The sequence below is a fragment of the Arthrobacter sp. APC 3897 genome (assembly GCF_030407495.1).
Classification (GTDB): domain Bacteria; phylum Actinomycetota; class Actinomycetes; order Actinomycetales; family Micrococcaceae; genus Arthrobacter_B.
Genome location: NZ_JASDDG010000013.1, coordinates 1 through 19,853, shown reverse-complemented (window position 1 = coordinate 19,853; position 19,853 = coordinate 1). Strand labels below are relative to the sequence as shown.

At 65.6% G+C, this 19,853-nt stretch carries 19 protein-coding genes; 6 read left to right on the top strand and 13 right to left on the bottom strand.

The window, feature by feature from the left end; translation table 11 throughout:
* The first annotated feature begins 5 nt into the window (after nucleotides 1–5).
* Nucleotides 6–392, top strand: a complete 387-nt coding sequence (locus tag QMA10_RS07990) for a hypothetical protein (RefSeq protein ID WP_290167357.1) — start codon at nucleotides 6–8, stop codon at nucleotides 390–392.
* Here the strand turns inward: QMA10_RS07990 and QMA10_RS07985 are convergent.
* The 7 genes from QMA10_RS07985 to QMA10_RS07955 form a co-directional block, all read right to left on the bottom strand.
* Nucleotides 346–1,074 carry a tyrosine-protein phosphatase gene (locus QMA10_RS07985; RefSeq protein ID WP_290167356.1) on the bottom strand — a complete coding sequence of 243 codons (729 nt, stop codon included), beginning with the start codon at nucleotides 1,072–1,074 and terminating at the stop codon, nucleotides 346–348. The genes QMA10_RS07990 and QMA10_RS07985 overlap by 47 nt on opposite strands.
* An 8-nt stretch (nucleotides 1,075–1,082) precedes the next feature.
* Nucleotides 1,083–1,931: a 3-hydroxyacyl-CoA dehydrogenase family protein gene (locus QMA10_RS07980; protein ID WP_290167355.1), complete on the bottom strand. Its 849-nt coding sequence runs from the start codon at nucleotides 1,929–1,931 to the stop codon at nucleotides 1,083–1,085.
* A complete protein-coding gene (locus tag QMA10_RS07975) occupies nucleotides 1,931–2,686 on the bottom strand; it encodes an enoyl-CoA hydratase/isomerase family protein (protein WP_290167354.1) in 756 nt (251 codons plus the stop codon). Before QMA10_RS07975 ends, QMA10_RS07980 begins: the two co-directional genes overlap by 1 nt.
* Nucleotides 2,687–3,898, bottom strand: a complete 1,212-nt coding sequence (locus QMA10_RS07970; protein WP_290167353.1) for an acetyl-CoA C-acyltransferase — start codon at nucleotides 3,896–3,898, stop codon at nucleotides 2,687–2,689.
* Between the two features lie 242 nt (nucleotides 3,899–4,140).
* A complete protein-coding gene (locus QMA10_RS07965) occupies nucleotides 4,141–4,869 on the bottom strand; it encodes a CPBP family intramembrane glutamic endopeptidase (protein WP_290167351.1) in 729 nt (242 codons plus the stop codon).
* A 1-nt stretch (nucleotide 4,870) separates the two neighbouring features.
* Complete coding sequence (locus tag QMA10_RS07960; protein WP_290167349.1) at nucleotides 4,871–5,746, bottom strand: NAD(P)H-hydrate dehydratase; 876 nt, start codon at nucleotides 5,744–5,746, stop codon at nucleotides 4,871–4,873.
* On the bottom strand, nucleotides 5,730–6,458 hold the full coding sequence (locus QMA10_RS07955) for a histidine phosphatase family protein (RefSeq protein ID WP_290167347.1): 729 nt from the start codon (nucleotides 6,456–6,458) through the stop codon (nucleotides 5,730–5,732). The genes QMA10_RS07960 and QMA10_RS07955 overlap by 17 nt, the downstream gene beginning before the upstream one ends.
* Before the next feature lie 454 nt (nucleotides 6,459–6,912).
* Here QMA10_RS07955 and QMA10_RS07950 point away from each other — a divergent pair, with 454 nt between their 5' ends.
* Nucleotides 6,913–7,149: a hypothetical protein gene (locus tag QMA10_RS07950; RefSeq protein ID WP_290167346.1), complete on the top strand. Its 237-nt coding sequence runs from the start codon at nucleotides 6,913–6,915 to the stop codon at nucleotides 7,147–7,149.
* Between the two features lie 261 nt (nucleotides 7,150–7,410).
* Here the strand turns inward: QMA10_RS07950 and QMA10_RS07945 are convergent, their stop codons facing one another.
* The 5 genes from QMA10_RS07945 to QMA10_RS07925 are packed head-to-tail and all read right to left on the bottom strand — an operon-like array spanning nucleotide 7,411 to nucleotide 15,673.
* Nucleotides 7,411–8,646, bottom strand: coding sequence for an MFS transporter (locus QMA10_RS07945; protein ID WP_290167345.1), 1,236 nt, complete (start codon nucleotides 8,644–8,646; stop codon nucleotides 7,411–7,413).
* A 34-nt stretch (nucleotides 8,647–8,680) separates the two neighbouring features.
* Nucleotides 8,681–9,490, bottom strand: coding sequence for a respiratory nitrate reductase subunit gamma (gene narI, locus QMA10_RS07940; RefSeq protein WP_290167344.1), 810 nt, complete (start codon nucleotides 9,488–9,490; stop codon nucleotides 8,681–8,683).
* Nucleotides 9,487–10,185 (bottom strand): nitrate reductase molybdenum cofactor assembly chaperone, encoded by a 699-nt coding sequence (gene narJ / locus QMA10_RS07935; protein WP_290167341.1) that lies wholly within the window; start codon nucleotides 10,183–10,185, stop codon nucleotides 9,487–9,489. The genes narI and narJ overlap by 4 nt, the downstream gene beginning before the upstream one ends.
* On the bottom strand, nucleotides 10,182–11,954 hold the full coding sequence (narH, locus tag QMA10_RS07930) for a nitrate reductase subunit beta (protein WP_290167339.1): 1,773 nt from the start codon (nucleotides 11,952–11,954) through the stop codon (nucleotides 10,182–10,184). The genes narJ and narH overlap by 4 nt, the downstream gene beginning before the upstream one ends.
* Complete coding sequence (locus QMA10_RS07925; protein WP_290167337.1) at nucleotides 11,954–15,673, bottom strand: nitrate reductase subunit alpha; 3,720 nt, start codon at nucleotides 15,671–15,673, stop codon at nucleotides 11,954–11,956. The genes narH and QMA10_RS07925 overlap by 1 nt, the downstream gene beginning before the upstream one ends.
* A 154-nt stretch (nucleotides 15,674–15,827) precedes the next feature.
* Here QMA10_RS07925 and QMA10_RS07920 point away from each other — a divergent pair, with 154 nt between their 5' ends.
* The 3 genes from QMA10_RS07920 (at nucleotide 15,828) to QMA10_RS07910 (ending at nucleotide 18,925) form a co-directional block, all read left to right on the top strand.
* Nucleotides 15,828–16,781 carry a 1,4-dihydroxy-2-naphthoyl-CoA synthase gene (locus QMA10_RS07920; RefSeq protein WP_290167335.1) on the top strand — a complete coding sequence of 318 codons (954 nt, stop codon included), beginning with the start codon at nucleotides 15,828–15,830 and terminating at the stop codon, nucleotides 16,779–16,781.
* A 9-nt stretch (nucleotides 16,782–16,790) separates the two neighbouring features.
* Nucleotides 16,791–17,933, top strand: a complete 1,143-nt coding sequence (locus QMA10_RS07915) for an AMP-binding protein (RefSeq protein WP_290167333.1) — start codon at nucleotides 16,791–16,793, stop codon at nucleotides 17,931–17,933.
* 107 nt (nucleotides 17,934–18,040) lie between these two features.
* Nucleotides 18,041–18,925: a 1,4-dihydroxy-2-naphthoate polyprenyltransferase gene (locus QMA10_RS07910; protein ID WP_290167332.1), complete on the top strand. Its 885-nt coding sequence runs from the start codon at nucleotides 18,041–18,043 to the stop codon at nucleotides 18,923–18,925.
* A gap of 43 nt (nucleotides 18,926–18,968) precedes the next feature.
* On the opposite strand, the gene QMA10_RS07905 is transcribed toward QMA10_RS07910, so the two are convergent.
* On the bottom strand, nucleotides 18,969–19,280 hold the full coding sequence (locus QMA10_RS07905) for a DUF4229 domain-containing protein (protein WP_290167331.1): 312 nt from the start codon (nucleotides 19,278–19,280) through the stop codon (nucleotides 18,969–18,971).
* Nucleotides 19,281–19,401: 121 nt separating this feature from the next.
* Between QMA10_RS07905 and QMA10_RS07900 the strand changes: the two genes are divergently transcribed.
* The gene (locus tag QMA10_RS07900) at nucleotides 19,402–19,782 is read left to right on the top strand and encodes a PLD nuclease N-terminal domain-containing protein (protein ID WP_290167330.1); all 381 of its coding nucleotides are present in this window, start codon (nucleotides 19,402–19,404) and stop codon (nucleotides 19,780–19,782) included.
* The last annotated feature ends 71 nt before the right edge of the window (nucleotides 19,783–19,853 follow it).

Here is a 19,853-nt window from a genome sequence, read left to right as displayed (position 1 = left end):
ACACTGTGAGCTCTTCCAGTGACACCCGGTGCGTCAGCTTCCGGCCCGGCCACCGCATTCACCAAATCCATGCCAAGCAGCTTGTGGGCTTCGACGACTGGGTGGACGCCCAGGCCTACGTGGACCTGGACCTGGGCATCGTCCAGCTGGTGGTGGACGGCAGGCAGCAACTGATGTGGTTCCATGACCTGCCGGCGCTTGCCCTGGCTCTCGCCGGTTCCGGCGGATCAGCCCAATGGTGCGCCCGGTACTCTTCGCTCCTGGTCCCCGGCGGTTTCGACGGCCCGGCCCGGCGCTCTTTTTTCTACTTAGCGACGGCGGAAGGACTCAGGCCATGTAGCGGGTTCAGCTCAGCATCCGGCGCCGAACCCGCTGAATCGCAGCAGGGCTGACCCCGGCACTGCGCAGGTACTGCTCCGCGTCCAGCCCCTCCAACGCGCGGAGCAGCTCCCGCCGTCCGTCCTCCGCCCTTGCGTCCTCCTGCTCCGCGGTCAGCGGCTTCTCCCTCGGCTGCGCCTGGGTGGCATGGAAGGCGTTAATACCGCGGACGGCCTGCTCATAATCGTCGGCAATGGCTTCCGGTGATGCGCCGGCCAGCCGGAGCAGCAGCATGACAATGAGTCCGGTGCGGTCCCGGCCGGCGGAGCAGTGAACCACCACTGCTCCGTCACCGGCGTCCGCAATGGATGAAACGACGGCGGCGATCTTTTCCGGCCATCGGCGCAGGTTTTCCCGGTAATACCGCGGGGAGTCCATGTAGGGTCCGGTCAGCGCCGTGAACTCGGGATCCTTGGCGTCCTGGGTGGGCCGGGTCAGGAACGTCATATCCCGGGCGGCGCCGGGGCTCACCTCCGGATCCGTGTCCCGGCGGCCCTGCTCCACATCGTTGCGCAGGTCGACGACGGTGCGGACGCCGTCGTCGTACGCCTGCCGCCAGCCGTTCTCCGTCAGCCATTCCGAGCGGCCCATCCGGAAGATCCGGCCTGGTGCCACCACGCCGCCGGCAACGGGGATGCCGCCGAGGTCACGGGCATTCGCCGCGCCTTCCCAGTCCACATCCCGGTTGCCCATCATGCGCCCTTCTAGGACCAGTCGAAGAAACCCTTGCCGGATTTCCGGCCGAGCTCGCCGCGGGCCACCTTGTCGCGGAGGATCTGCGGCGGAGCAAACCGCGGGCCGAGGGTCTGGGCAAGATACTCCGCAATACCCAGCCGCACGTCCAGTCCCACAATATCGGTGGTCCGCAGCGGACCCGTGGGGTGCTTGTAACCCAGGACCATGGCGGCATCGATGTCTTCAGCCGTGGCCACGCCCTCCTCCACCATGCGCATGGCTTCCAGCGCGATGGCCACTCCCAGCCGGGAACTGGCAAAGCCCGGGGCATCATTCACGACGACGGGCGTCTTGCCGAGGTCCCGTGCCCAGGCCGCAGCAGCTTCGGCCAGCTCTTCGGAGGTTTGCTTCCCCAGCACCACTTCAATCAGTGTGGAGGCGGGAACCGGGTTGAAGAAATGCAGGCCGCAGAACCGCTCCGGACGCTCCAGCTTTTCCGCCAGACCGGAAACGGACAGTGAGGACGTGTTCGACGCCAGCCAGGCTTCGGATCCCAGCTGCTCTTCGACGGCCACCAGGGCTGCCGCTTTCAGCCCGAAATCCTCCGGCACCGCTTCCACCACCAGCCCGGCCGCGGAGAACGCCGCATAGTCGGTGGAGACGGACAGGCGCCCGGTCAGGTCCGCCAGGCTCTCGGTAACGGTGCCGCGATCGACACTCTTGGCCAGCGCGGCGGCAACGCGGTCATAAGCGGCTGAGGCGGCGTCGTCGTCGCGCTCCACCACCACTACGGTTGCTCCGGCCGTGCAGAAGGCGTGGGCAATGCCCGCACCCATCCGGCCGCCGCCCAGCACTCCAACCATGGAGGGAACTGCCATTACTTTTTCTTCCTCTCAAGGAACGCTGACATACGGTCAAACTTGGCCTGTGACTCAAACAGAATCCCCTGCGCCAAATTGTCAATGGCGGGGTGGGCGTCAGCCGGGGCGGCAAACACCGTTTTGGTGAGCCTGACGGCAAGCGGGTCCTGGCGGGCAATGCGGTCGGCCAGGGCATGTGCGGCGTCCAGGAGCTGCCCGGGTTCGGTGAGTTCCGTGACCAGGCGGCACTCCAGCGCTTCCTGTCCCGTCAGCACGCGTCCGGCCAGCAGGATTTCCTTGGCGAGCGGTTCACCCACGAGTTCTTTCAGGCGCCAGGCGGCACCCGCGGCAGCAAGAATGCCCAGCGAGGTCTCCGGGTTCCCGATTTTCAGGCGACCGGTGCCAATCCGGAAGTCCGCCGCGAAGGCCAGCTCCGCTCCCCCGCCCAGGGCGTAACCGTCCAGTGCTGCGATGACGGGCATGGGCAGTTTGGCGATCCGGGCAAAGACTGTGGAGTTGATGCCGCGCAGGGCGTCGTCTCGGCGGCGTTCACGCAGCTGGGCAATGTCCGCACCGGAGGCGAAAATCCCGCCGCTTCCGGCGAGGATGAGGATCCGGGGGTTCTCTTCCAGGTCGGCGCACAGCGCGTGCAGCTCTTCAACCATGGCTGCATCGATGGCGTTGCGGACCTCGGGCCGGTTCAGGACAGCGGCGACCCGTCCGTTCCCCTCGGTGACCTGCAGGGTGGTGAAGGAGCTGTAATCGGCGCCCATTTAGACGGCCTCAATGAGCATGGCGGTACCCTGTCCCACGCCCACGCACATGGTGGCGATGCCGCGGGCGGCTCCCTCGCGTTCCATCCGGTTCAGCAGCGTAATGGCGATCCGGGAGCCGGAGGACCCCAGGGGATGCCCCAGGGCGATGGCGCCGCCGTCGTTGTTCACGATGTCTTCGTTCACGCCGAGCCGGCGGATGCAGGCCAGGGACTGGGTGGCGAAGGCTTCGTTCAGTTCAAAGGCGCCGACGTCGGCAAGTTTCACGCCGCTGCGGGCGAGGACCTTCTGCGTGGCCGGGACAGGGCCGATGCCCATGATTTCCGGCGGCACTCCGGCGGAGGCCCCGTCCACAATGCGTGCCCGCGCGGTGAGTCCGTATTCACGGATGGCCCGCTCGGACGCCACGATGATGGCGGAGGCCCCGTCGTTCAGCGTGCTGGAGTTTCCGGCGGTGACGATGCCGCCGGACCGGACCACGGGACGCAGCTTGGCCAGCACCTCGGCGGTGGTGCCCTCGCGGGGCCCCTCGTCGGTGTCCACCACGGTGTCGCCCTTCCGGTCCTTGACCGTAACGGGAACAATCTCATCCTTGAAACGCCCGGCGGCGATGGCTGCCAGCGCATTCTCGTGGGACCGGACGGCAAAAGCGTCCGCGTCCGCACGGGAGATGCCGTCCACGGCGGCGAGTTCCTCCGCGGTTTCCGGCATGGAGTACGTCATCTTGCCGTCGCGGGAAAGATCTCCCGAGGCGAAACGTTCGTTCACGAAGCGCCAGCCGATGGAGGTATCGAAGGTCTCCCCGGGTTTGGCGAAGGCCTTGGCAGGCTTTTCGGTGACCCAGGGAGCGCGGCTCATGGACTCGGTGCCGCCCGCAATCACAATGTCCGCCGCCCCGGCTTTGATCATGTGCGAGGCCATAATGATGGCGGACAGGCCGGAGGCGCAGAGGCGGTTCACGGTAATGCCGGGAACGTCGCTGGGGAACCCCGCAAGCAGAGCGGCGAGGCGCGCTACGTTGCGGTTCTCTTCGCCGGCACCGTTGGCGTTGCCCAGGATGACTTCGTCCACGACGGCGGGATCCAGGCCCTCGCGCGCCACCAGTTCCTGCAGCGTCAGTGCCGCCAGGTCATCGGGCCGGACGCCGGAGAGCGCACCGCCGTATCTGCCTACCGGGGTCCGCACTCCGCCCACGAGAAACGCTTCAGTCATGTCTGCTCCCACCGTCTGTGTGCCGCCGGCCGACGCTGGCCGGGCAGCATTTACTGACCATTCGTTCTGTAAAGAATTGCACGGTGTCCGAACGCGGTCAATGTGGGCGCCCCGGCGTGACGAAAGGCGTCAGCGGTCAAAAAGTGTCTGTGGGGCCGTCCCGCGGCCCGGGGCAGCGGGGCTAATCTTCCCGGCATGAGCTTGGACATCCAGATCTGCGTTGATTGCGAAAACGCCCACCGTTATTGCAGGAGCTCGGCGGGAACGGCGTAGGTCAGCAGGACGGCCAGCAGGTTCTTCGCGGCATGCACGGCGTAGGACAGGATGAAGTTTTTGCCCGCCCACACATAGATGCCCACCAGCACCGCACCCATAGCCAGATACGGCACCAGGACCGGCAGCGTCAGCGCTTCCTTCCCGGCCAGGTGGATGCCTGCGAACAGCAGCACGGAGATGAGGCAGCATACCCAAAGGTTCAGGTGCCTGCTGAGCTTGCCGATGAGCAGATGGCGGAAGATGTACTCCTCCACGAAGGGCGCGATGATGACCAGCAGCGGGATGATCAGCAGCGGCGGCAGGGACACCACCAGGCCCTGGACGGCTTCCTGGTTCACCGCTGTTTCGGGCGGACCGGTGAAGGCCACGGCGACGGCGGTGAGCAGCAGCATGGCGAACACCCCGCCCGGAATGATCGCCAGCGTCAGCCAGGGCCGGGTCGCCAGGATGCGGGTTTCCCGCACCGCATACCGCCAGGACGCCCAGGCAGCCAGCGCACCGGCGGAAAGATAGAACGCCAGATTCACCACGTAGCCCGCCAGCAGCGGATCGGGGATCAGTTCGGTCAGGCCCGGGATGCCCAGCCCCGGGGCGTAACTAAAGATCAGCAGGAACAGCAGATAAAAACCGGCGGCAATTCCGTCCCGCCCGCTGAAGGCATAGGACACGAAATCCGGCCGGCGGAGATTTGCCACGCTAGACGGTCAGTTCCGCCATGACGCGGGGCATCGCGTCCAGCAGTTCTCCGGCCAGGAAACTGAGGGGTCCCTGGGCCGCGGCCAGCCGGTCTCCGGCGGTGGAGTGCAGGTAGGTTCCCCAGCAGGAAGCCTGTTCGGGGGTGGCTTTGCGGGCCAGGAATCCGGCGATGGCGCCGGCGAGAACGTCTCCGCTGCCGGATGTGCCCAAACCGGAGTTGCCCGCGGGAACTTCCCAGCGCCGGCCGTCCGGCGCCGTGATGAAGCCCTGGGCCGCCACCACGGCCTGGTATTTGGCAGCAATGTCCAGCGCTGCCTGCTCCACGTCAAGGTCCGCCCCGGGGTCAAGGTCCAGCAGGCGTGCGGCTTCCTTCTTGTTGGGAGTCAGCACCAGGCGGCCGGCCCAGCGTTCATAGACCTCCGGCACCCCGGGGAGCACACCCAGTGCATAGGCATCCAGGACCACCGACGCGTCAGCCTTCATCAGCGGAGCAATGCTCCGGAGCAGGTCTGCGGTGGATTCGGCGTCATCCAATCCGGGGCCAACCACCACGACGTCGGACGTTCCCAGGTCAGCTTTCACTGCCCCGCCAGCTCCGGAACCTAAGATCCCGCCGTTCTCTTCGGGCAGCGCAGCGCACCCGGATTCCGGCACCGCCACGGCAACATCCACGGCCACTGATTCGGCCACGGCCAGCGTCAGGCGGCCGGCTCCTACGCGCAGGGCGGCGCGGCCGGTGAGCATGGCAGCACCGGGCGAACGCCGTGCGCCTCCCACCACCAGCACGTTGCCGCGGTCGGATTTGTCGGAGGCCTCACGATTGACCTGCCAGCCCTTCAGCAGTGCCGGGGTTACGGGTTCAGCGGGGGTGGACATGGTTGTCATCTCCTGCGTGTTCGGTCACCGGGGCACCGCCGGTTTCCAGATGGTCAACGGCATTAAAACTCTCCATAATCCAGCGGCCCCTGCCTTCCGGCCGCGTCAGACGGGTGATGGAAGCATTGCGGACGCTCGTGTTCGCGGCAATATCAAGGAGTTCGGCCTCGCTGAGCTGCTCGCAGATGTACCGGATCAGCATGATCACTGCATCGTGGCAGACGACGGCGACGCGCTTGCCGTCATTCTCGTCGTCGATATCCCTCAGGACCGAACGCAGCCGCAGGGCAACATCGGCCCAGGATTCTCCGCCCGGCGGCCGGTAGGAGAACTTGCCCAGCCAATTGCGGCGCTGGGCTTCTTCGGGGAAACGGGCGTCCACTCCCGCAGAGGTCAGCAGGTCCAGGATCCCCAGCTCCCGGTCGCGGAGACGTTCGTCCAGACGGATGTCCTGCAGGCCGGCCAGCTCCGCTGTCTGCCGGGCCCGCAGATACGGCGAGCACCAGACGGCCTCGGGGCGTTCATCGCCGGGCAGCCCGGTGAACCAGCGGCCCAGCGCTTCACCCTGCTGCACGCCGGCGTCGCTCAGCGGAACATCAGCGTCCCGCAGCCCGATATCGATGATTTCCGCGCCGGAACGGTGCGCTGCTGTGGCAGCTACGTTTCCCGCGCTCTCGCCGTGCCGGATGAGGACCAGTTCGATTGCACCCATCCTCTGACTCTACTCCTGCCCCAAAATCGATCCGGGATGAAGGCAGAAGACATTCGGGATTCATTATCCAAAAGCCTTGATCCGGGCACAGCTGATGTGGTTAGGGTCGACAATGGAAAATACGCTTCGGAACGAATCACCGCACATTTCCAGGATCTCCACCAGGAATGGGACGAGGGTTTTGCTGGCATGCTCAGCGCTAATTGTCCTGGCATCCTGCTCTGCGGATCAGGCGGCCAGCACCGATTCAGAAGGCACCGGCGCCAACAACCCGGCACCCTCTGCCTCCTCCCCTTCATCCGCGCCCGCTCCCTCATCTGCAGCAGCATCGGCTGCAGGCACACCTTTAGCGGAACCGCTCTCGCCGGAATCAAAACTCCAGCCTTATCCTGCGGAAGAACTTGTCCTCTCTGAGCAGGGAACAAGTGCCGGAACCTACGCTGTCGAGGGCGGATTGAAGGAGGGTGATTCCATCACGATTGCCGTGACGTGCAGCCCGGGCGGAACCCTGGAGGTCAAAACCGACCCCATCCTCCCCGCGATCGAAGATCATGACTGTGCCAACGGGCCGATTGACGTGAACATCAGCGATCCTGCTGCCGCAGGGAAAATCCCGGATCTATCGGTCACTGTGGAGACGTCCAACGGCGGATCTTTCTGGTTACAGGCCCGGGTCCACAATGACGCCTAGCATTCACGAAAATGCCCTCTTTATGTTCGTCGCCGTAATTTAACTCGCCCCATTGTGTTTAGGGATCACTAATGGAGACGTTTTTGAAGGAAAGTACATCGGCCACCGTCAACGGCGCCGCCGGCCTGAAACAGCGCCGCGGCAGATCCGGCCCCTGGATTGCCGGCGGCGCCCCGGCCGCACTGTTTGTTGCTGCCCTCTGGCGGATGTTCTGCGGACGCGCAGTAACAGCTTCGGTTCGGGTCAGGCGCTCGGGTGTTCTCAGGTGGAGCGGGTGCGCTGATCCGTCCTGCCGCCGTTGCGGACCGTGAAAGTCAGCAGGAAGGCGACGGCGGCAAAGGCCGCCAGCAGCATCAGGCCCACGAAGTAGCTGCGGCTGGCAGGATCATAGGTTGCTCCCATCACCAGCGGCGGAAAGTAGCCGCCCAGTCCCCCGGCGGCGGCGATGATTCCGCCCACCGTGCCTACGTCCTGCGCCGGTGCTGCCCTGCCGACCCAGGCGAACACGCCGCCGGTGCCCAGGCCCAGGAACAGGGCCATCAGGATAAACGCCGTGCCGTACACGCGTTCCTCCTCTGGCCGCAGCGCAACGACGACGGCCAGGACAACGGTGCCGGCCAGCGACGTCAGTGTCACCAGTTTCGGCCCCACCTTGTCCGCTATGGTTCCGCCGATGGGCCGGGCGATCACAGCGGCCACGGCGAACCCCGCGGTACGGGTTCCGGCAGCGGTGGCATCGTAGTCGTACACGTTGCCCAGATAGGTGGGCAGGTAATTCGAGAACGCCACGAACGCACCGAACACCACGCCGTAGAGGAAACACAGCTGCCAGGTCACGCGCAGGGTGAAGGCGTGGGTGATCTTCGGCAGCACCGGCTCGGTGGGCGCAGACCAGGCCGGTGACTCACGCAGGATCAGCCAGCTCAGCACCGCCATGGCAGCCACGACGACGGCGATGGTGATGTGGGTGCCCATGTAGCCGACGGCGGTGACCAGCCGCGGGGTGAAGAAGGCCGAGACGGCCGTGCCCACCATGCCGGCTCCGAAAACGCCGGTGGCGAAGCCCTTACGGTTGCGTTCGTACCACGCTGAGCAGAACGGGATGCCGATCGCGAAGACCGTCCCGGCGATGCCCAGGAAGAACGCGATCACCACCAGGAACGGGAAGTTTCCCATTTGTCCCACTATCCCGGTGAGCAGCACCAGGGGCGCGGTGATCCCCAGGATGACGGTGAACATGATCCGCCCGCCGTACCGGTCGGTCAGGGCACCCACGGGGATGCGTGCCACGGATCCCACCAGGATGGGCATGGCCACGAGGATGGAGGTCTGCCCGGCACCCAGGTCCATGTCCGCTGCGTAGCGGCTGGACAGCGGTCCAATGATGGTCCAGGCCCAGAACCCCACAGTGGACGCCACCGTGGCGACGATGAGGTTCTTCAACTGCCCGGATCTCAGGTCCGTGGACGAAGCCGGCGATTGCGCTGACGCTGACATGGGGTTTCCTCTCGTGCTGGGCTGGTGCCTGCCATCAGTCGCGGGTTATTCCCCGGCGGTTACGGTCCGGGGTCCCCACCGGAGCCCAGCCCCGCCGCGGGGCAGCAGCTCCGGGAACCGGGCGCCGCCCGCGGGAGCGGTACACGATGTACGGGCGGAACAGGTACTGCAGCGGAGCGGTGAATGCGTGCACCAGGCGGGTGAACGGCCAGAGGGCAAACAGGGCCAGGCCCCACAGGGTATGGATCTTGAAGGAGAGGGAAGCGGCGGTCATCGCGGCGATATCCGGCTGAAAGATGAAGATGGAGCGGAACCAGGGGGACACGGTGTCCCGGTAGTTCACGATCCCGGCGTCGAAGACGGAAAAAACGGTCGTGGCCAAGCCGGCAAGGATGGCGGCGAGCAGGAAGATGTACATGACCTTGTCATTGCGGGTGGTTGCCATGAAAACCGGCCCCGTGGTCCGCCGCCGGTAGATCAGCAGCACAATTCCCACGAGCGTGGCGAAGCCGGCAATGGAGCCAACGCTCAGGGCAAAGAAGTGGTACCGGTCTTCATTGATCGCGATGGCGTCCATCCAGGTTTTTGGAATGACCAGCCCCACGAAGTGGCCCACGATAACCGCCAGGATGCCGAAGTGGAACAGCGGTGAGGCGATGCGCAGGAGGCGGGACTCGTACAGCTGCGAGGACCGCGTGGTCCATCCGAACTGGTCATACCGGTAGCGCCAAATTGATCCGAGGATCAGTACCGCCAGCACCACGTAAGGCAGCACGCCCCAAAGCATCACATCCGCCAGACCCACCTGCACGTCGGCCGGCGGGGGTACGTCCGTACGTATCATGGCGCGTTCCTTTCATGCACCGGCAACAGCCGCGAACTGTACGGTTCCAGGCCCACCGTTTCCGTGGGCGGCCCGTAGCCGGCGGTCTGCATGACCGTTTGGCGGTCCTCGGGAGACACCCCGGGCAGCGTTGAACACACCAAAGCGAGGGCGCCGGAGTATGGAAGGTTGTCATCCCGCAGCGCCAGCCGGAGCAGTTCCAGCGAGGGGCGGTAGCGCTGCAGCAGCTCGTAGCCGTCCGCCGGGGACACCTTGGCTGCGAATTCCAGCACCAGCGGAAGGTAGTCCGGCAGTTCGGTGCCCTCAGGCAGGGCGCCGTGTGCCCGGTAGACCTCCTTGAAGGCAGCCAGGGCCTCACCGCGGCGGCGGGTGTCTCCGTCAGTCCAGTAGGTCAGGTGCAGGCTGTGCCGCTTGGACAGATCGAATTCCTGGACATAGTCTGCCTGCACCTCGGGCAGGCGTTCGGTGGTGAGCCGGGAAAACAGTTCTTCCAGGGGTTCGGCATCCGCGCCGGCCTCCGCGAGCGCCGCCCGCATGGAGGGCACCAGATCCACCAGTTCCTGGTCCGGATACTCCAGCAGCAGGCCGCAGACCTGCCGGACAACGGCGCTTCGGCTGGGGTTGGCGTCCTTGTACGGTTCCGGCTCAACGGTGCCCCTGCCGGGTTTGCCGAGCAGCTTCTCCAGCAGGCTCACCGGTCACCTCCCTGCCGGTCCGGACCGTCGCCTTCGGCCTGGTCATAGCCTGCTCCCAGGCCGGACCCGCTGTCCCCGGGCTGCGTGCCGCCCGTGGTCCCGGGCTCACCGCGGTTGCCGTCAGCCGGAAACAGCCCCTTGGGTGATCCGCGTCCGTCCCAGTTCAACAGGTTCACGCGGCCGCCCAGGTCACCGTTGCCTGTCGGGTCATCCCCGCGCTGGCGGGCCTGCAGCGCGGCGAAGTTCTCCACTGCCACCGGCATCGGCTTGCCTGAGGCTTCACCGAAGACACCGGTCTGCCCCATACCGGGGCCGCCCTCGACATCCAGCGAACAACCGATTTCCTCCAGGTTGTGGGCGTCCTCGAGATGGGCGCTGGGAATGACGTAGCGCTCCTCATACTTGGCGATGGCCATCAGCCGGTACATGGCCGTTATCTGTTCGCCGGTCATTCCCACGTCTGCTGCAACCTGCTCATCAGGGGCATCACCAAGGGTGATATTCCGCATGTAGGCGCGCATCGCTGCGAGCTTGCGCAGGACGCCCGTGACCAGATCCGTGTCACCCGCGGTGAACAGCTCGGCCAGATACTCCACCGGGATCCGCAGCGCGTCGATGGCGCCGAAGAGATTGTCCGCGCTCTCGCCGTCGTGCCCCTGCTCATTCAGCACATCCACGATCGGGGACAGCGGCGGCACATACCAGACCATGGGCATGGTGCGGTACTCCGGATGCAGCGGCAGGGCCACCCGGAAGGTCTTGGCCAGCGCGTACACCGGTGAGCGCCGGGCGGCCTCCAGCCAGTCCTCCGGGATGCCTTCAGCCCGCGCCGCGGCAATCACCTCCGGATCATTGGGATCCATCATCAAATCCAGCTGGGCCTCGTAGAGGTCCTTTTCATCCGGCACGGATGCGGCGGCGGTTACCCGGTCGGCGTCGTACAGGAAAATGCCGATGTACCGCAGCCGGCCCACGCAGGTCTCGGCGCACACGGTGGGCAGGCCCACCTCGATGCGGGGATAGCAGAAGGTGCATTTCTCGGCCTTGCCGGAGCGGTGGTTGAAGTACATCTTCTTGTACGGGCAACCGGTCACGCACTGCCGCCAGCCGCGGCAGCGGTCCTGGTCCACCAGCACAATGCCGTCCTCTTCCCGCTTATAAATGGCTCCGGACGGACAGGACGCCATGCAGGACGGATTGAGGCAGTGCTCGCAGATCCGGGGCAGATAGAACATGAAGGTGGAATCAAATTCCAGCTTCACCTTCTCCTCGGCCTCGCGGCGCATCTTCTCCAGCACCGGATCACTGAGCTCCGTGCGGGCCGAACCGCCGAGATCGTCATCCCAGTTGGCCGACCACTGGATTTTCATGTCCTGTCCGGTGATCAGCGACTTGGGCTTCGCCACGGGGAAATCATTGCCTGCCGGGGCGTTGATGAGGTTCTCGTAGTCGTAGGTCCACGGCTCGTAGTAGTCGTCAAGCTCGGGCTGGACAGGGCTGGCGAAGATGCCAAAGAGCTTGGCCAGCCGGCCGCCCGCTTTCAGCTTGAGCTTGCCGCGGCTGTTCAGCTCCCAGCCGCCCTTCCACTTCTCCTGGTCCTCATACCGGCGCGGATACCCCTGCCCGGGGCGGGTTTCCACGTTGTTGAACCAGACGTATTCGGTCCCCGCCCGGTTGGTCCAGGCCTGTTTGCAGGTCACGGAACAGGTGTGGCAGCCGATGCACTTGTCCAGCGCCATCACCATTGCTGTTTGGGCCATGATGCGCATCAGTACGCCACCTCCTGGGAACGTTTGCGGACAACGGAGACAATGTCGCGCTGGTTGCCGGTGGGGCCCAGATAGTTGAAGGCCCAGGACAGCTGCGCGTAGCCGCCGATCATATGGGTGGGTTTGACCAGGATGCGGGTCACCGAATTGTGGATGCCGCCGCGCCTGCCGGTCGCCTCCGACTTGGGCACGTCGATGATGCGCTCCTGCGCGTGGTGGACGTAAATGACCCCGGCCGGCATTCGGCTGGACACAATGGCCCGGCCCACCAGGACCCCGTTGTTGGAGATGCACTCCACCCAGTCGTTGTCATTGACCTCTATCAGCGCGGCGTCCTGCGTACTCATCCAGACGGCGGTGCCTCCCCGGGAGAGGGAGAGCATCAGCAGGTTGTCCTGGTACTCGGAGTGGATGGACCATTTGTTGTGCGGGGTCAGGTACCGCACTGCCACGGACAGATCCCCGCGGGTACCCAGCTGCGGTTCCCCGAACAACCGGTGCATATCCAGCGGAGGCCGGTAGATCGGCAGCGCCTCCCCCATGTCCTGCATCCAGTCATGGTCAAGGAAGAAGTGCATCCGTCCGGTCAGTGTGTGGAAAGGCTTAAGCCGTTCGATGTTGATGGTGAACGGGGCGTAGCGCCGGCCACCGGTTTCCGAGCCGGACCATTCCGGCGAGGTGATCACCGGCGTCGGCCGGTCCTGGGTATCGCGGAAGGTGATCTTCTTGTCTTCCGCACCCTCGGCCAGATCAGCCAGCCGGGTGCCCGTCCGCTTCTCCAGCGTCTTGAAACCCTGCACCGCCAGTTCCCCGTTGGTGGTACCGGAGAGCAGGAGGATGGCCTCTGCCATCCGTGCGTCGGTGTCCACGGCAGGGCGTCCCGCCGCCGCCCCGCGGTCAAAGACTCCGTGCTTCCGGGCGAGTTCCTCCAGCGGCTTGGTCACGTCGTATTTCACGAACTTGGTGGTGAGGCCCAGTTTGTCCGCGAGCGGCCCGACGGCAACGAATTTCTCGCCGACAGCCGTGTAGTCCCGCTCCACCACGGCCAGGGAAGGCAGGTTCTTACCCGGAATTGCCGGGATATCCGTGCCTTTCCAGTCCGGGGCGTGCCCGCCCGGCTGGGCAATTTCACCGGGGGTGTCATGGGTTAGCGCCGTGGCCACCATGTCCTTGCGCACTCCCAGATGGACCGTTGCCTGCCGCGAGAACTCCTCGGAGAGCAGCCGGAACAGGTCATAGTCCGTCTTGGCTTCCCACGGCGGTGCAATAGCGGGGGTGAAGGCGTGCACGTACGGGTGCATGTCGGTGGAGGAGAGGTCATATTTCTCGTACCAGGTGGCGGCCGGGAAGACGACGTCGGAGAGCAGCGTGGAGCTGGTCATCCGGAAATCTGCGGAGACCAGGAGGTCCAGCTTCCCCTGCGGTGCGTTTTCATGCCAGACGACGTCGGCGGGCCGGGACTCGCCGTGATCGGCCCCCATGACGTTGTTCAGGGTGCCCAGGAGGTGTTTCTGGAAGTACTCCTCGCCCTTGGCCGAGGAGCCCAGCAGGTTGGAACGCCACAGGACCAGGGTCCGCGGCCAGTTTTCCGGGGCATCGACGTCTTCGACGGCGAACCGCAGCCTGCCGTCCTTGAGCCGGCCGGCCACCCAGGACGCTTCGTCCCTGGCTTCGCCGCGGGCAACCCCCGCCGCCGCCTCGTCGGCCACATCGAGGGAGTTCTTCTTGTCGAACTGGGGGAAGAACGGCATCCAGCCCATGCGGGTGGACTTGGCGATCACATCTGCGGTGTGCAGGCCGCGCAGATGCCCCTGCGCCAGCGGCGACTGCATGGAGTCGGAGGAGTACCCGTCGGAGCGGAACTGGTCGGTGTGCATGTACCAAAAAGCGGTGCCGATCATAAACCGCGGCGGCCGGTTCCAGTCACCGGCCGAGGCCATTGCCGCCCATCCCGTGATCGGCCGGCATTTCTCCTGGCCCACGTAGTGGGCCCAGCCGCCGCCGTTGCGTCCCTCGCAGCCGGTGAGCATGAGCATCGCCAGGATGGCCCGGTATGTGACGTCACCGTGATACCACTGGCAGATTCCGGCCCCGAGGATGATCATGGAGCGGCCCTTGGACTTCTCGGCGTTGGCGGCGAACTCCCGGGCGGTGCGGATCACGGCGTCAGGTGAAACGTTGGTAACTTCCTGCTGCCAGGCAGGAGTGTAGGGGGTTTCGGCGTCGTCATATCCGGCGGCCCATTCCCCGGGCAGACCGTCCCGGCCCACACCGTACTGGGCGAGCATCAGGTCAAACACGGTGGTCACCGTGCGGCCGGCCACCGTCATGACGGGGACGCCTCGGCGCAGGACGGAGCCGATACCGCTCGGATCGGTGAACGCCGGCAGGTCCACCCGGCTGGTTTCGCCCTGCCATGCCGGCGCATCGGCGATGGACAGCGCCGGAACCACGCCCTGCAGGTCCAGGTTCCATTTGCCGGCGTCGGCGTCGTTGTAGCGGAACCCCACTGAGCCGTTGGGCACTACCGGGGTACCGGCGTCACGGTCCAGCAGCACCGTCTTGAAGGCCGCGTCCGCAGCACCGGCTTCCGCGGGACCGAGGTCGGCTGCGGTGAGAAACTTGCCGGGCACCACGGAACCGTCGGTGCGGGTATTGATGCTGACAAGGAAGGGAAGATCCGTGAACTGGCGGACATAGTCCTCAAAGAACGGAACCCTACGGTCCACGAAATTCTCCTTGAGAATGACGTGGCCCATTGCCATGGCGAGCGCGCCGTCGGACCCGGCCTGCGCGGGCAGCCATTCGTCGGCAAATTTGGTGTTGTCCGCATAGTCAGGGCTGACCGAGACCACTTTGGTGCCGCGGTACCGCCCTTCCACCATCCAGTGCGCGTCGGGAGTACGGGTCACGGGGATATTGGACCCCCACATCATGAGGTAGGTGGCATCCCACCAGTCCCCCGATTCGGGAACGTCCGTCTGGTCACCGAAAACCTGCGGGCTGGCCACCGGCAGGTCCGCGTACCAGTCGTAGAAACTGTTCATCACCCCGCCGATGAGGTTGATGAAGCGCGCACCGGCGGCGTGGGAGACCATGGACATGGCGGGAATGGGTGAAAACCCCGTGCAGCGGTCCGGACCGTAGTTCTTGACCGTGGAGACGTGGGCGGCGGCGGTCATTTCCAGGGCCTCAGCCCAGGTGGACCGGGCCAGCCCGCCCTTGCCGCGGGCCTGCTGATAGGTGCGCCGGCGTTCAGGGTCATTGACGATCTGCTCCCAGGCGAGCACCGGGTCTCCGGTGTTCCTCTTCGCCTCCCGGTACATTTCCAGGAGCACCCCGCGGATGTACGGATAGCGGACCCGGGTGGGCGAATAGGTGTACCAGGAGAACGCGGCGCCCCGCGGGCAGCCGCGGGGTTCGTATTCCGGGCGGTCCGGGCCCACCGTGGGATAGTCCGTTTCCTGGGCCTCCCAGGTGATGATCCCGTCTTTGACGTAGACCTTCCAGGAGCAGGATCCGGTGCAGTTAACTCCGTGGGTGGAGCGCACCACCTTGTCGTGGCTCCAGCGGTTCCGATAGAAGGAATCGCCCTTGCGGCCGCCCTCCCGGAACACGGCACGGCCGTCGTCGGTCTCATCCCAGCGGGTAAAAAACCTGCCGAGCTTGAGCATTGCTTCTGTTGCCGGGCCATCGATCCCCGGAGCGGAGCCAGCCATGAACCCAACGCTAGGACAGTGCGGATGTGCTGGACAGGCCCGCTGCCCCAAATACCCGCCTTACCCGGCAGACTGGACGGCCCGGCGCACCCCGGTGCGGGCCCGCGCCGGGTTGCGCACAGCGGGTTTGTGATGGAGCGATAAACTCGGAACTGTGAGCACAGATCTTCCTGAACAGGTGTCCGATATTTTCGACCCGCAGCAGTGGCGTCTTGTCTCCGGGTTTGAGGACCTGCAGGACATGACCTACCACCGCCACGTGGAGCGCTCTGCCGACGGCGGGATTGTGCGTGACCTGCCCACCGTGCGCATTGCGTTCAACCGTCCGGAGGTCCGCAACGCGTTCCGCCCCGGCACCGTGGACGAGCTTTACCGTGCCATGGACCATGCCCGGATGACCCCCGACGTTGCCACCGTGCTGCTCACCGGCAACGGGCCCTCCCCCAAGGACGGCGGGCACTCCTTCTGCTCCGGCGGAGACCAGCGGATCCGCGGCCGGGACGGCTACCGGTATGCCGAGGGTGAGACCCGGGAAACCATCGATCCTGCCCGCGCCGGCCGGCTCCACATCCTGGAAGTGCAGCGCCTGATACGCACCATGCCCAAGGTGGTCATCAGTGTCGTCAACGGCTGGGCGGCCGGCGGCGGGCACAGCCTGCACGTGGTCTCCGACCTCACCATCGCCTCCCGCCAGCACGGCAAATTCAAGCAGACGGACGCCACCGTGGGCAGTTTCGACGCCGGCTACGGTTCGGCGCTGCTGGCCCGGCAGATTGGCCAGAAAAAGGCCCGCGAGATCTTCTTCCTCGCCCGGGAATACTCCGCCGAGGACATGGTTGCCATGGGAGCGGTAAACGAGGCGGTGGATCACGGGAATCTGGAGAAGGTGGCGCTGGAATACGCCGCAGACATTGCCCGGCAGTCACCGCAGGCCATCCGGATGCTCAAGTTCGCGTTTAACCTGGCTGATGACGGTCTGGCCGGCCAGCAGGTCTTCGCCGGCGAAGCGACACGGCTGGCCTACATGACGGATGAGGCGGTGGAGGGCAAGGAAGCCTTCCTGGAAAAACGGGACCCCGACTGGTCCTCCTTCCCCTACTACTTCTAGGCTGCCGCCATGGAATTGCTGACCGTCCATACTCCCGCCGGGTTCAATGCCGAGGCGCTGCTGGCACCGCTGGCGGACGCCCTCGCCGGCGAAGGTCCGGCGGTCGCTCCGCACGCGGACCCGAACCAGACGTTCTCCGGGGAACTGCCCAACGATGACATCGCACTGGTGATCAGCACCTCCGGGTCCACCGGAACCCCCAAGCAGACGATGCTCAGCACCGATGCCCTGGCTGCCTCTTCCATGGCGACCGCCATGGCGCTGCGGGCGGACGGCCAGTGGCTGATGGCTCTGCCGGCGCACTACATCGCCGGTGTCCAGGTTTTGATCCGGTCCCTGTATGCAGGGACCCATCCGGTGTTCATGGACACCTCCGGATCTTTCAGCGCTGCCCGCTTCACGCAGGCTGCCGAACAAATGACTGACCGCAACCGGTTCACTTCCCTGGTGCCCACCCAGCTGCACCGGCTGCTGACCAACCCGGAGCCGGAGACCCTGCGCGTCCTGCGCCGGTTCAACGCCATCCTGCTTGGCGGGGCACCGGCCGGCGCCGCGTTGCTCGCCGACGCCGCTGCCCAGGGCCTGAACGTCGTGACCACCTACGGCATGAGCGAAACCTGCGGCGGCTGTGTGTACGACGGCGTTCCGCTGCCCGGCGTCGATGTCGCAGTGGAATCCGGTGCGCTCTGGATTGCCGGCGACGTCCTGGCCGACGGGTACATGGGACAGCCGGAACTGACCGCGGAACGCTTCCGGTTCAACTCCGGCAAGCGCTGGTACCGCACCGATGACACGGGCGACGTGCGGGACGGCCGGGTCGCCGTCTCCGGAAGACTGGATGACGTCATCGTCAGCGGCGGGATCAAAATTTCCGCCGCGGCTGTCGGTGCCGCCATCGAACAGCTCCCCGAGGTGTCCGAGGCCGTGGTGCTGGGCTTGGACAGCCCTGAGTGGGGCAGCGTGGTGGGCGCCGCCGTCGTCGGCTCCGTGGACCCGGAGAAGGTCCGCGGTGCGGTCCGCTCGGCGCTGGGGAAACCCGCTGTGCCCAAGGTGGTTCTTCTGCTGGAGGCCCTGCCGCTGCTGGCCAACGGCAAGACTGACCGGTTGGGGATTCGCCGGCTGCTGGCGGCCGCCGGGCACACGCACCCCTGAAGGTGCCGCCGGCGCCGTCCCGGCGGAGGTCCGGGCGAACGGCACAACAGAACCGCGCGGCACAATAGAACGTTGAGAACCATCACTAGAACAAGAGGATGTTGATTGTGGCTACAGCCGCGCAGTGGTTAGAAGGAGCCCGCCCCCGGACCCTGCCGATGGCGGTTGCGCCGGTCATTATCGGAACGGCCGCAGCCTATGACCTGGAGTCGTTCAAACCGCTGAACGCCGTGCTCGCCGCTCTGGTGGCCATTCTGCTGCAGATGGGCGTGAATTACGCCAATGATTACTCCGACGGCATCCGGGGAACCGATGACAACCGTGTGGGTCCGCTGCGGTTGACCGGATCCGGCGCCGCACCGGCCAAGCAGGTCAAGTACGCGGCCTTCGCCTGTTTTGGCGCCGCCATGGTTGCCGGGCTGGCGCTGGTGGTCCTGTCCTCTGCCTGGTTCCTGATCCTGGTGGGGGTAGGCTGCGTGGCGGCCGCCTGGGGTTACACCGGAGGCCGAAACCCCTACGGTTACAGGGGTCTGGGCGATCTGTTCGTGTTTGTCTTCTTTGGCCTGGTGGCAACCCTTGGCACCACCTATACACAGGCGGGACAGGTCAGCCTGCCCGCGCTCATCGGTGCAGTTGGCACCGGGTTGATCGCGATGGCGCTGCTGATGGCCAACAATGTCCGGGACATCCCCACCGACCGCGAGGTCGGAAAGCGGACCCTGGCTGTACGGCTCGGAGATGAGGCCGCCCGCATCAGCTACGTCATGATGCTGGCAGTGGCCATCCTGCTGCCGTTGTTCCTCGCCGCCGACTACCCCTGGGTGCTGCTGGTGCTGCTGCTGATTCCGGCCTGCCTGATGCCCAGCTGGCTGATGCTCAAGGGCAGGAAGCGCAGGAGCCTGATCCCGGTCCTGCAGCAGACCGGGCTGATCAACCTCGGCTTCGCCCTGCTGTACAGCCTCGGCCTGGTCCTCACCAGGATGCTGGCTTAGGGGCCTTCCCCGGGACGCTGCCGGGAATTACCGGGAATGCTGCTCAGGACTCGCTGCGCGGACGGCGGTCGGAGTTAATCTGCACGTCCGGGTGCTTGTCCAGCAGGCTGTCCTCGGCGCCGGCGTCGTCGCGTTCAACCCGGTTGGTGGTCCGGGGGTTGTTGCCATGGAAACGCTGCTGCACGGTGCGTGCGGCGGCGTCGCGCATGTCGCGGAAGAACAGGTACGTCACGCACCACGCGAGGATGGCACCGACGATCGCTGAGAGCACCAGGCCCAGCCCGAGCCAGACACATGCTGCAAAGAAGAGGGCCACCAAACCAAGGCGGAGAGCGGTAAATTTCCAGAAAGCCACACAGCCATTCTAGTGGCTGTTCCTCCCCGTGGCTTCTTCGCAGCCGGTTCGACGGCCGCGGCGACCCGCCCGGCACGGAACTCACAGCTGAAGGTCAGGAAGGCTCCCCTACAATTGATTCATGCCTCGCCTCGTGCTTTTCGGTGTCATCATTGTCGCCGCCGTCATTATTTACGCCATCATCGACTGCATCATGTCGCGGGCGCAGGATGTGCGCAGCATCTCCAAGACTGCATGGATCTTCACGATCGTGCTGCTGCCGGTGCTTGGCGCGCTCCTGTGGTTCCTGTTTGGCCGCCCGATGAGCGGTCCGGAGCCGAAGAACCGGAAGCCTCGCCGTCCCACCGCTCCCGACGACGATCCGGAGTTCCTGCGCAACCTGGCCATCCGCCGTCGGCAGCAGGAGAAGGAAGCAGAACTCAAGCGCCGTGAGGCTGAACTCCGCGAGCGTGAAAAGCAGGCCGGGAACAAGAAGAACGACGACGAAAAGCCCAGCGCCTAGAAATTTTCGGCCAGAAACCGCATAGCCCGCTCCCCGCATCAGGGGGCGGGCTTTTTGCTGGCCGGCGGCGC